Source organism: Acetobacter sp. P1H12_c (genome assembly GCF_018811975.1).
GTDB lineage: Bacteria > Pseudomonadota > Alphaproteobacteria > Acetobacterales > Acetobacteraceae > Acetobacter > Acetobacter persici.
On sequence record NZ_JACRVR010000052.1, the window covers coordinates 1 to 12,352 of the forward strand.

The window sequence follows — 12,352 nt, forward strand, 5'->3', positions numbered from 1 at the left end:
TCCGGCCGGGAGCGGACGGCCTGTCGCCGGATCAATTTTAGCAGAAGTGATTCGATCTTTCATGGTGAGCCTCGCTTGGGCCCAGCATAGCCTTTTCATGGGCCCATTGGGACCATGTGCTTATCGTCTTTTTTTTGGCGATGGGCCCAAGGTGGGCCCAAAAGCAGTCAATCATTCCGCGACCAAAACTCTAAGTCATTGGAAAGATTGGCGTCCCGTACGGGATTCGAACCCGTGTTGCCGCCGTGAAAGGGCAGTGTCCTAGGCCTCTAGACGAACGGGACAAGAGGCTGCGTTGGGCCTTGATCTAGAGGGGTTTTCAGGGGGCGTCAAGGAAGTTTTTTGGTTTTTTTGATTTTTTTTATGAGGGCGGATATCGCACCGCAAAAAAGCCAGAGAACGTGTCGCTTTTTATCTCAGTGGGGTGTTGACTGACGTAGGATAAGTCAGGATCTGCGCTGGTCGCTGGTCGCTGGTCGCTGGTCGCTGGTCGCTGGTCGCTGGTCGCTGGTCGCTGGTCGCTGGTCGCTGGTCGCTGGTCGCTGGTCGCTGGTCGCTGGTCGCTGGTCGAGAGGGGCAGATCGGTGTGGTGTGTCGGTGCGGGCCTCGCTTTGTGGGGCCGGTATGAGCCTCTAACATGGGGAGGGCTGCATGCAGCAGTGTGAACGCAGAGAACGTGCGGGGCATGGGTGGTTGGCTATTATGCGCCTTCTGGTGTGCGTTCTCTCTGGCTGGGGCTGCGCTGGGGCCAGTAGCGTGCAGGCTGCGCCGGGAGAGGCTTCTGCGACGCACAGGGCGGTGCCTGATCACATTGCCCGGTGTGACCTCACAGCAGGGCGTCCGGCTTTTTGTGGAGCGCCCTATACCGGGCAGGCCGTGTTGCCGGAGGATGGGGAGTATCATCTGTGCGATGTGACACTCGGCTCGGCACGGTTTTGTGCCGGGCTTTACACAGGGCGCGCGGTTATCCGGCAGGGTGGGGGAGGCTATGCGCGGTGTGACCTGACACTGGGGCACGTCACGTTTTGCGAAGGGCCCTATACAGGAACGGCGATTATCCCGCAGAGCGCAGAATAACCGCCGTTTGTCACGGTCCGCTCGGTGCCCGAAGGCACCTGACGAATGGAGTGTTAGTTCTTGGAGCCGTTCAGGCCACGGAACGTCAGCATCGGGCCAATATCCGGGTCCTTGCCATAAAAAGCACGGAACATCGGGCCGTAATCCTGCGTATGACCGCGGGAGAGAATCATGTCACGGAAGCGCTCGCCATTCTTGCGTGTCAGGCCGCCGTTTTTCTCGAACCATGCGAACGTGTCATCATCCAGCATTTCCGTCCACAGATAGGCGTAGTAGCCTGCTGAATAGCCATTGGACCAGATGTGCAGGAAGTAGCTGGAGCGGTAGCGCGGCGGCACCAGATCGGTCTCTAGCCCCATTTTGCCCAGAGCGGATTTTTCAAAGACATCCACATCCTGCTTTGGCGCATCGGCTCCAAGGCTGTGCCAGTCCATGTCGAGTTCCGCCGCACTGACGACTTCACCCAGACGATACCCCTGATTAAAGGTGGCGGCTTTTTTCAGCAGCGCCACCAGACTGGCTGGCATAGGCGCGCCGGTTTTATAGTGGCGGGCATAGTGGGCCAGCACCGTGGCGTTCAGCGCCCAGTGTTCGTTAAACTGTGAGGGAAATTCCACAAAGTCCCGCGCCACGGAGGTGCCAGAGATAATCGGGTAGGTCTGCTTGGCAAACAGGCCGTGCAGGGCATGCCCGAATTCGTGGAACATGGTGGTCACATCATCAAAACTGATCAGCGCGGGTTCGCCCTGTGCCGGTTTGGTGAAGTTGCCGACGTTATACACAACCGGCTTTGTGCCCAGCAGAGCAGACTGCCCCACAAAGTTGGACATCCATGCGCCGCCGTTCTTGTTGTCCCGCTGGAAGTAATCGAAATAGATCAGGCCGAGTTCGGACCCGTCCTTATCAAACACTTCAAACACCATGACATCCGGGTTGTAGGTCGGGATATCCGTCCGGCGCTTGAAGGTGATGCCATACAGGCGGTTGGCCGCAAAAAACACGCCATCCTGCAGAACCGTGTTCAGCTCGAAATACGGTTTGACCTGATTTTCATCAAAGTTCAGACGGGCCTTGCGCACCTGCCCGGCATAGTAGGACCAGTCCCACGGCTTGAGCTGGAAGGACGCGCCGCTTTTGGTGATGGTGGCCTGAATGTCAGCCGCTTCACGCTTCTGTTCCGCGGCAAGAGCCGGGACGATCTGCGCAATAAAGCTGTGGACGGCTTCCGGCGTTTTAGCCATCTGGTCCGCCAGCACATAAGCGGCATAGTTCTTGTAGCCAAACAGGGCAGCTTTCTGGGCGCGGAGCTGGGCGATGGTGGCAATGGTGTCACGCGTATCGCCATCACCGCCTTTTTCAACGCGGGTCCAGGACTGTTCAAACAGGGCCTGACGGGTTTCACGGTCAGTCAGGTTTTCCAGAGCGGGCTGCTGCGTGGTGTTCTGCAACGGCAGAAGCCATTTGCCGTCAAGCTTGCGCTCTTTGGCGGCGGTCAGGGCTGCCGTGATGGCGGCATCATCCAATCCGGCCAGTTTTGCTTTATCTGACACAATCAGGGCAGAGGCTTTGGTGCCAGCCAGCAGCTTCTGCTGGAATACGGTTTCCAGCTTTGACAGGCGGGTATTGAGGTCCCGCAGTTTTGCCTTGTCACCATCAGACAGTTGCGCGCCGGCCTGCACGAAGTTCTGGTAATAGACATCCAGAGCCTGCTTCTGCTCTGCGTTCAGCCCCAGTGTGGCTTTGCGGGCGTGCAGGTACTGTACGCGTGCGAAGAGCTTCGGGTTGAGGAAAATGCTGTCCTGATGCGCGGACAGTTTCGGCCCCACCACTTCCTGCACCTTATCCAGAACCGGATTGGTGTTGGCGGAGTAGACACCGCTGAAGGTTTCCAGCGTGCGATCCAGCAGGCGGCCTGAACGCTCCATGGCGGCAATGGTGTTCTCGAATGTCGCCGGTTCTGAACTATTGGCGATTCGGTCCATTTCTTCGGCCTGTTCGGCCATGCCCTGCTCCAGCGCGGGCTGGTAGTCTGCATCCTTGATCAGATCAAAACGGGGGGCGTGATAGGGCAGAGTGCTTTCTGCGGCAAACGGGTTGGAGGCCGGCAGCGTTGCGGCGGTGGCAACAGCACTCCAGCCTGCCAGACAGGTGGCGGCTGTTGCGGCGTAAAGCCAGGGACGACGGGTCATTCAAACTCTCCTTAAAAGCCCCGCAGCGCGCCAGAGGCCTGCCGCGCAAAAGGGTAGGGTCTTCACGGTTAGGAGGGGGGAGACGGGCGAGTCAAGAAAGCTCTGTGGCATCCGGGTCACAGAAAGAATGCTATCAGAATGATTTTTCTTTTCGGAAAGAAAACATTGATTCAGAAGATATTTTTGTTCGTTCACGAGTCAATTTAAGACACAAAGTGATATCGTTACGATAGTGGTGTGTTTAAATTGCCGCATGATCTGAGAAAAGGTTTTCATATCGAAATTTAAGCGTGACATGCGCCGGGGGGTTTCCTAATCCGGTGACACGATACGTCATTAAAATGTCACATCTTGCGGGAAGCCCCTATGTCTCATACTGATCGCAGAAAGAAGCGCCTGCCGCTTTCTTTCTCCCTCCTTTATGCATTGCCGGTTTTTGCTGCGGGTGCTCCTGTTCTGGCGCAGGCTGCTGTTACCAGCCCGTCGTCCGAAACACGGGCCGCAGCCCCTAAAAAGGTCAGCGTTCATAAAGTGCGCGCCGGTAAGGCCACGGCGCAGAAGCCCAGCACCCAGACGCTTGCTCCGCAGACGGTCCGTAAGCAGAACGTCGGGCAGGCACCGTCTTCTGCCAGAACTATTCAGCAGGCACGTGGTGCAGGAGCCTCTGCCGCTGGTGGGACTGAGACTGTGGAAGTTACGGGCTCCTATCTGCGTCAGGGCCGTAACACCAGCCCGAACCCTGTGCAGATCATCACGTCCAGAGAAATTCAGCAGACCGGCATTACCAATGTGGGAGACTTCCTGCAGCGTATGCCGTCCATTGGTTCCAGTGGCACAGGCAATGCTGATACAAACGGTGGCGACGGCGTTGGCTGTGTGGACCTTCGTAACCTCGGTAGTAGCCGGGTTCTGGTGCTGATTGATGGTAAGCGCGTCACACAGACCGGGATGAGTGGTGGTTCCTGTGTGGATATGAATACCATCCCCGTGATGGCAATTCAGTCTATCGAAATTCTGAAAGATGGTGGCTCGGAACTGTACGGTGCTGATGCCGTGTCTGGTGTGATCAACATCAAGATGCGTCATGATATTAACACTGGCGCAATTAACGTGCGTGGAGATATCACTCAGCGTGGTGATAATAAAACTGGTTTGATTTCTGCCTACAAAGGTTGGAATTTTGATCATGACCGCGGTAACATCACGCTCATGGGGCAGTATGACACCGTGGGTGGCGTCATGATGAAGGATCGGGCCTGGTCTCGTAACCCACAGACATCTAACGGGATGAATCCGGGCTTCGGTTCGGTTATCTCTACCAGTGGGACAGTTTTTTCGCCCGACGGAAATCCGATCTATAATGGTAATAGCGCAGGTGGTTCGAGCCCTTACAGCAAATCCAGCCGGTATAACTACAATAAAGATACCTCTCTACTGAATAACACGCAAAATGCGAGCCTGATGGGCGATGCACATTATGACTTCAGCAAGCATTTTACGTTGTATTCCAACGTGATGTACAGCCACAAGACATCCTGGACACAGATGGCTCCCATCCCTGCAATGGGTAGTGTTGCTCCGTCTGATTTGCCCAGCACAATATACCTGCCGACGGGTTACCCCGGTAACACAGCAGGTGATATTTATAATGATCCGGATAACCCGGCTTACCTGTATCGGCGTATGGCGGAATTTGGTACGCGTAAGTCTGAAAGCGCGGTTGACAGCCTGACCGCCAAGGTCGGCGCAAATGGTGAAATCATCGCAGGCTGGATGTATGATGCATCCTTCACCTTTGGTTCCACCATGTCCAGCTTCCAGACTTCTGGCGTGGGTGACTATAACAAGCTGATGCGGGAATGGGGTCTGGATGCCGTAACACCTGGCGATTCCAACACCCTCCTGACGTATAACCCCAATTCCTGCGTTGGTTACGCAGGCTGCGTTCAGTCAAGCGCATTGGGGCCTCTGTCACCAGAAGCAGCACAATACGCCAACTATACTGAGCACGATCACTCACAATACACTATGCGTGACTTCAATGCGCGCATTCATAACGATCATGTCGTGCATATGCCTTATAAAGGTGGCGGTGACCTCGGTATCGCTCTGGGCATGGAACATCGTGGTGAGCAGATGAGCTACCACCCGGATCCGCTTATTGCGCAGGGTGGCTCACTGACGAACACAGTGTTGCCAACCGGCGGTGGCTTCAATGTGTCTGAAGCGTATCTTGAAGGTAATCTGACGCTGCTGCACAACGTACCGTTTGCTAAAAACCTGTCTATCGACGGGCAGGGGCGTTTTTCCAGCTACAACACCTTTGGCACGACCTATAACTGGAAAGCCGGTATCAACTGGTCACCCACTCGTGACGTGGCTTTCCGTGGTACACTGGGCACGTCTTTCCGTCAGCCCAGCGTGTCTGAGCTGTATGGTGGCACGCTCATGAGCTATAATGGTGCCAACGACCCATGCGACATGACGCAGATCACTAACTACGGTGGGCGTCAGAGTACTGTCATGGCGAACTGCATGAAGCAGGGCATTAATCCTGCAAACTTCCAGCAGGGTGGGTCAGGTCAGGTAGCAACCCTTAACGGGGGTAACGCCAAACTGCAGCCGGAAATTGGCCGTACCTACACCTTCGGGGCAACCTTTACGCCTCACTGGATCCCTGGTCTGAGCACCAGTGCATCTTTCTGGCATTACAGCGTGTCACACAGCATTAGCGCACTGAGTACGCAGTATGTGCTTGATGGATGCTACACTGGCAGTGACCCGAGCATGTGCAGCAATATCACGCGTTCAGCCAGTGGCCAGATCAATACCGTCTCTGCGCTTAACGCTAACCTTGGCAGCCTGACCACCAGCGGTGTGGACTGGGATCTCAGCTACCGGTTCCGCGTGACGGATGCAGACTGGTTTATGGTGGAAAACAACTTCCAGCGTTTGGTCAGTTACAAGCAGCAGATGGTTCCTAATGGCCCGCACTACAACTATCTTGGCTCCATCACGTATCAGTCTCAGGGCACATCCAATCCGACCGTGCGTGACTATGCGACGCTGACCTGGCACCACAACAACTTCAGTGTAACCTACATGATGCAGTATATGAGTGGGATGCACTGGAACGATGGCACCAACACTATCTACAAATCTCAAGGTTATGGCCGCGTTAAAACCCCGGCTATGGTGCTGCAGGATCTGACGTTCAACTACAACCTGAAGCGCTGGAACTTCCAGTTTGAAATCCAGAACCTGGCTGATAAGCAGCCTCCGTTCCTGGTGAACACGTCCAGTAACAGTAACGATTCCACCTATGGTGGCTGGTATGCTGGTCGTTCCTTCCTGTTGCAGGCTGGTGTGAATTTCTAAGCTTTCCGGTTAGCGGAATGAGAAAAACCCCTTCAAAAGAAGGGGTTTTTTTATGCCTTTTTTAAAGACCCAGCAGCATCAGTTCTTTTTGTAAGTGGGGCGGCAGGCTGGTGTGTCGCGTGTTCGTCAGGTCCGGTGGGGCGTCGGCCGGTTTCAGGTAGCGCCATCCCTGAAACGGCCGCATGGCGCGCGGTTCAACCCGGATGATCTCCGGAGAGAGCAGGATGAGCGTGCCCTGCGTGCCGTCTGCCCGGGTTTCTGTTTGCAGGTCCAGCACCTGCTGGCGGCATTGGATCAGACCGCTGATCACCCGATAGAGAGACCCCCCCTGCAGGATTTCCTCACTCTGGCGTGGGAAGGTGCGGGTATGCACCACCGGCAGCCGCGCACTGTGTTGCGGATGTTTCCGGGTATTGTGCGGGTCTTTCTGCCGTTCTGCCAGTTCTTCAGCCGAACTGACGCCGACAACCAGTTTGATGAGGTTGAGCATGCTGCCAGCCTACAGCAAGTTGCGTAGATTTTGAAAATCTGGCGGCCCAAAGGCGGTATGGGGATAGCTGAGTCATCAGCCTTTTACGTCAGGTAGAGCCCGGCTTGCTGTAGTCTTCCAATGTGAGACCGATTGGGAGAAGTCATCAGCAGGGGGCGTCTGGCAGGGGGTAGAGCTTGCGCGTCACCCTGCCAGATGAAGAAGCGGAGCGTTACAGACTCTGCGCTTGCTTCACGAAGGTTTCCTGAAATTTTTCGGCGTCAATTTTCTGCACCAGCGTGACTTCCCGCACGCCCATGGCGACGGGGGCGAGGTCTTTGGGCCAGACATGGGCGTGGCCATAGCTGTAGCCTTTGGTGGTTTCCACATCCATATAGGCTTTGACGGACTGTTTCACGAGGGATGGATCGGCTGCGATGGCTGCGGCCATTTCATCCCACAGGGGGAGCGGGGAGAAGTTGCGGCTCATATAGCTGGTGACAGGCGTGTTCTTGCTGGCAATGCGGGCCATGTAGGGTTTTGTCATCATGATGTCGTTAGAGACATTCCCGACAACCGTGATGGACGGCCATGCGGCGGTCAGCGTGATATGCGCGGCTTCCGGATCAAAAATCATGTTGAAATCAGACGCGAAATTCGCACTGCCGGTAATGGACATCATATTGGTGTCAATCAGCCCACCCATGAACACAAGCTGTTTGGCAGTGGCGGCAAAGGTCGGGTCCAGACGGATGGCCAGTGCCAGATTGGTCATGGGGCCAGCCTCAAAAATGGTGACCTGATGCGGGTGCGCATGCACCATGCGGATCAGGAACATAGCGGCGGGTTCCGCAATGGCCGGCGTTTTTGGGGCGCCTTCCGTAAATTTGGGGAGCGGCGGCTGGCTGGAAGGTACTTTGGCCATGGAGCCGGGGCCACCCCACGCGCCTTTCCACGGAATGGCGCCATATTGCTGCTCCCGCAGGCGCATGAGCTCCACGGTGTTGATCAGCGGCGTGACCGCGCCATCAGCAACCGGGATGTCTTCATGGTGCGCAATTTCCAGAAAGCGGCGCAGATGCGCGGATTCCGCATTTTCCCAGTCGTCCCCGGCGCAAACCGTAAAGCCCAGAACCTTGATGTGCGGGTTGGCCAGCAGCGGAATGGTGGACTGGATGTCTGACCCGCCCGGCCCGAGAAAGTCATTGTCTTCAATCACCAGTTCCGGACCGTCCGCCTTTTCGTCCGCACGGGCATGGGGGGCGGCGCAGAGCACGGCAAGTGTAGCGGCAAGAGCGGAGGTCAGCCGCAGACAGGAGCCATGAGACGAAGGGCGGCGGGACAAGGGGCGCTGGCGCATGAAAAGCCTCGGTTGGTTAAGATAGGCACCCGGTCGGGTAACAGACCGCAACCGTATCGTTAAACCGGGTTGTAAGGAAATATGGCGGTGCAGAAATTTAATTGGCACGCGAAAGAAGAGCGGGTTACCGGCTGATGCTGATGCTGATGCTGATGCTGATGCTGATGCTGATGCTGATGCTGATGCTGATGCTGATGCTGATGCTGATGCTGATGCTGCACCTGCGCCGCATTTCGTCCTGCTCTGACCTGTCGTGAAGAGCGGAGAAAGAGACAGAGAGACTGCGGGCTTTGCAGGAACGGAAAGTCAGTGCAGTCTGACAATAAAGGCGAGTGCGTTACAGGAACGGGTAATGTCCAGATATCAATGGTCTTTGTGTCTTTCCAGTCTGTGTCTGGTCTGTCTGGCGGGCAGCATTGTGTATCAGCAGTTCGCCTGTATCTTTGATCTGTTTTTCTGGACCGCTCTGGTGATTTTAGTATCGCAGAGTCTTGTGCTGCATGACGTGCGGATCAAAAAACAGCAGGACAGCCTATAACACTAGGGCACCCAGCAGGGCTTCCAGCCGCAGGCGGCCCTCGGCGGTGGCGCGTAGCGTGTCGGGTGTTTGCTCCAGATAGCCTTCCTCAAGGGCGGCTTCCAGAATGACCGGGTCGAGCGCGTCGCGCAGGTTCAGGCCGGTGCGCGCGGTAAAGCGAGGCGCGTTGACACCTTCCGTCACGCGCAGGCCCATCAGCAGCATTTCCCGCGCGCGGTCGGTTGCGTCCAGCGCCTCTTGCGAGGTCTGGCCGGTGCCGGTGCGTTCTACCAGATCCGCCCACGGTTCCGGCGCACGGTGGCGGCGGGTGGCAAACAGCGCGTCGCCCTGCGTGATGCGGCCGTGCGCGCCGGGGCCAATCCCAAGATAATCACCATAGCGCCAGTAGGTCAGGTTATGGCGGCTTTCACTGCCGGGGCGGGCATAGTTGGACACTTCATAGCCTGCCAGCCCGTGCCGGGCTGTGACCTCGGCAGTTTCCTGATACAGACGGGCGGCGGCGTCTTCATCCGGCAGGGTGAACGCGCCGGTGCGGTACAGGGCTTCAAACTTTGTGCCGGGTTCAATGGTGAGCTGATAGAGGGAGACATGGTCCGCGACCAGCGTCAGGGCGGTATCCAGCTCGGCCTGCCAGTCGGCTAAAGTCTGGTCGGGGCGGGCGTAAATCAGGTCAAACGTAATGCGCGGGAACAGGCCGCGTGCAATTTCCAGTGCGGCGAGCGCCTGCTTTGCTGAATGTTCACGGCCCAGAAAACGTAACGCGGCATCATCCAGCGCCTGAATACCCAGAGAAACCCGGTTCACACCCGCCTGTCGGAAGGCGCTCAGGCGGCCGGATTCCACACTGGTCGGGTTGGCTTCCAGTGTGATTTCAAGCTCGGGCAGCGGGTCGAACAGGGTTGTGGCATCGGCAATCAGGGCCGCCACGCTTTCCGGTGTCATGAGGGAGGGCGTGCCCCCGCCAAAAAAAATGGAGCCCAGTTTGCGGCGGCCCAGCCGTGCGGCCTCATGCGCCAGTTCCATGCGGAGGGCGGCGGCAAACCGGGCTTCCGGCATCCGTTCCCGCACGTGGGAATTGAAGTCACAGTACGGGCATTTGGCCAGACAGAATGGCCAGTGGATGTAGAGGGCCAGCGGCTCGGCAGAGGCCGCGCCGGAAGTCTGACCGGTGGCCTGAAGGCCGGGTGCGCCGGAAGCGGGAGCGGTGGAAAACACGCGGCTCAGATGGCCACCTTCACGCCAAGCTGCACAACGCGGTCCGGCGGGATACGGAAGAATTCCATACTGGAGGTGGAGTTGCGCGCCATGAACAGGAACAGGGACATCCGCCAGTGTGAGATACGCGGCACGGAGGAGCGGGTGATCAGCTCACGCGAGGTAAAGTAGGAGGCCTGAAGGGCGTCAAAATCGACCCCGTTGGATTTCAGGTCTTCCAGTGCGCGTGGGATGTTCGGCATTTCCATAAAGCCGTAGCGCAGAATGACACGGTAGATATTGGGGGCCAGTTCTTCCACCGCGACACGGTGCCCGCGGTTGGCTTCCGGCTGGTCAAGGTTCTGCACGGTCACAAACAGCACGTGGTCATGCAGGATCTTGTTATGGCGGAGGTTATGCAGCAGGCACGGCGGCACAAAGTCCGGCGTGCCCGTCATGAACACGGCCATGCCCGGCACGCGGATAATGCGGGACTGCGGCAGGCGCGCAATAAAGGACCCCATAGGCAGGCTGTCTTGCCGCTGACGGGCGACAATCAGGCCACGGCCCTTTTTCCACGTCGTCATCATCAAGGTCAGCACGCAGCCCAGCAGGACCGGCACCCAGCCGCCATCCGGAATTTTCAACGCGTTGGCGGCAAAGAAAATGGCATCCAGTGCGAGGAAGCTGCCAAACACGGCCCCCACCTGCCATGCCGGCCAGTTGAAGTGCTTGCGGAAAACCACAATGGCCAGCACTGAGGTGCAGATGAAGGTGCCTGTGACCGCAATGCCGTAAGCGGAGGCTAGGGCATCGGAACTGCGGAAGGCCACCACCAGCAGCACCGCGCCGATCGCCAGAAAGCGGTTAAAGTCCGGCAGATAGATCTGGCCTTCTTCTTCCGCATTGGTGTGGGTAATGCGCAGGCGCGGCATGTAGCCAAGCTGGATAAGCTGGCGGCAGATGGAAAAGCCGCCGGAAATCCCGGCCTGACTGGCAATAACGGTGGCAAAGGTGGACAGCACCACCATCGGCCCCTGCATCCAGTGCGGGCACATCAGGAAGAACGGGTTTGCCAGAGCTTTAGGGTCTGCAATGACCAGTGCGGCCTGCCCGAAATAGTTCAGCACCAGCATGGGCAGCACAAAAAACAGCCATGCGTAGCGGATGGGAGCGCGGCCAAAATGGCCCATATCGGCATAGAGCGCTTCCGCCCCGGTGACGCACAGCACCACAGACCCAAGAGCGAGGAATGACAGCTTGCCGTGATAAAACACGAATTCCAGCGCGTAGGACGGGGAAAGGGCTGTCAGAATAGCGGGATGATGCAGGATTTGCAGGACGCCCAGCCCGCCGATGGTGCCGAACCAGAGCAGCATGATCGGCCCGAAAATGGTGCCGACCTTGCCTGTGCCGATCCACTGCACGCTGAACAGGCTGATAATAACCAGCACGGCAACCGGGATCACGAAGTCATGCGCAGCAGGCACGCTGACTTCCACCCCCTCAATGGCTGAAAGCACGGAAACAGCGGGGGTGATGATACCATCCCCAAAGAACAGACAGGCCCCGACAATCCCCACAAGCCCCAGCCCCCATCGCGCTTTAGGGCTGGTGGCCATACGCTGCGCGAGGGACATGATGGCGAGAATACCACCCTCACCATTATGGTCGGCCCGCATGATCAGAATGACGTATTTGACCGTAACAATAAGGATCAGCGTCCAGAAAATAAGACTGGCGACCCCCATAATTTCCCACGGCGCGACAGTATGGTGCCCGGAAATGACTTCCACTGTGGAGCGGAAGGCATAAAGCGGGCTGGTCCCGATATCCCCGTACACAACGCCCAGCACGCCCAGCAGGGCAGCAAAGCCCACGGGCGCTGCGGCATGTTGCGGCTGGTCGGCGTCAAACTCGGTAATCTGCGGTTTTTCAGCCGGAGTGCTGGCAGGCTGTGCTGCGGCATGGGGCTGGGCGCCAGACTGCGGGTCTGTTCCGGGGGTAGTGGCGGGGTCTGTCATGTCAGTTCTGGCTCCACGTCGCTCGTGGGGAAAAGGGTCCCGGCGTTTGCATAGGGGGAGAGGCCGGGGGATTGCAAGGTTTGTGGCCGGGATGCGTCAGGGGGCTGTCTCTTATACACATCT

Annotated in this window: 9 protein-coding genes and 1 tRNA gene; 4 read left to right on the forward strand and 6 right to left on the reverse strand. The window is 57.5% G+C overall.

Annotated elements, in window-relative coordinates:
- Positions 1–208: 208 nt before the first annotated feature.
- Positions 209–284 (reverse strand) — tRNA-Glu (locus tag KP699_RS15110).
- Positions 285–651: 367 nt separating this feature from the next.
- Here KP699_RS15110 and KP699_RS15115 point away from each other — a divergent pair.
- Positions 652–1,077: a hypothetical protein gene (locus KP699_RS15115; protein WP_249212418.1), complete on the forward strand. Its 426-nt coding sequence runs from the start codon at positions 652–654 to the stop codon at positions 1,075–1,077.
- Positions 1,078–1,130: 53 nt separating this feature from the next.
- On the opposite strand, the gene KP699_RS15120 is transcribed toward KP699_RS15115, so the two are convergent.
- Entirely contained in the window at positions 1,131–3,266 is a 2,136-nt protein-coding gene (locus tag KP699_RS15120) for a M3 family metallopeptidase (protein ID WP_215763210.1), read from the reverse strand.
- A 366-nt stretch (positions 3,267–3,632) separates the two neighbouring features.
- Between KP699_RS15120 and KP699_RS15125 the strand changes: the two genes are divergently transcribed.
- Entirely contained in the window at positions 3,633–6,644 is a 3,012-nt protein-coding gene (locus tag KP699_RS15125) for a TonB-dependent receptor domain-containing protein (protein WP_252347126.1), read from the forward strand.
- A 61-nt stretch (positions 6,645–6,705) separates the two neighbouring features.
- Here the strand turns inward: KP699_RS15125 and KP699_RS15130 are convergent, their stop codons facing one another.
- Positions 6,706–7,134: a DUF1489 family protein gene (locus KP699_RS15130; protein WP_215763211.1), complete on the reverse strand. Its 429-nt coding sequence runs from the start codon at positions 7,132–7,134 to the stop codon at positions 6,706–6,708.
- A 211-nt stretch (positions 7,135–7,345) separates the two neighbouring features.
- Positions 7,346–8,473, reverse strand: coding sequence for a nucleoside hydrolase (locus KP699_RS15135; RefSeq protein ID WP_212359458.1), 1,128 nt, complete (start codon positions 8,471–8,473; stop codon positions 7,346–7,348).
- A 101-nt stretch (positions 8,474–8,574) separates the two neighbouring features.
- Here KP699_RS15135 and KP699_RS15140 point away from each other — a divergent pair, with 101 nt between their 5' ends.
- A complete protein-coding gene (locus KP699_RS15140; protein ID WP_215763212.1) occupies positions 8,575–8,730 on the forward strand; it encodes a hypothetical protein in 156 nt (51 codons plus the stop codon).
- A 95-nt stretch (positions 8,731–8,825) separates the two neighbouring features.
- Positions 8,826–9,011 (forward strand): hypothetical protein, encoded by a 186-nt coding sequence (locus tag KP699_RS15145; RefSeq protein ID WP_215763213.1) that lies wholly within the window; start codon positions 8,826–8,828, stop codon positions 9,009–9,011.
- Here KP699_RS15145 and hemW read toward each other — a convergent pair.
- Positions 9,006–10,145 (reverse strand): radical SAM family heme chaperone HemW, encoded by a 1,140-nt coding sequence (gene hemW / locus KP699_RS15150; protein ID WP_215763216.1) that lies wholly within the window; start codon positions 10,143–10,145, stop codon positions 9,006–9,008. The genes KP699_RS15145 and hemW overlap by 6 nt on opposite strands.
- A gap of 86 nt (positions 10,146–10,231) precedes the next feature.
- Positions 10,232–12,229, reverse strand: coding sequence for a potassium transporter Kup (locus KP699_RS15155; protein WP_215763214.1), 1,998 nt, complete (start codon positions 12,227–12,229; stop codon positions 10,232–10,234).
- Positions 12,230–12,352: the final 123 nt, after the last annotated feature.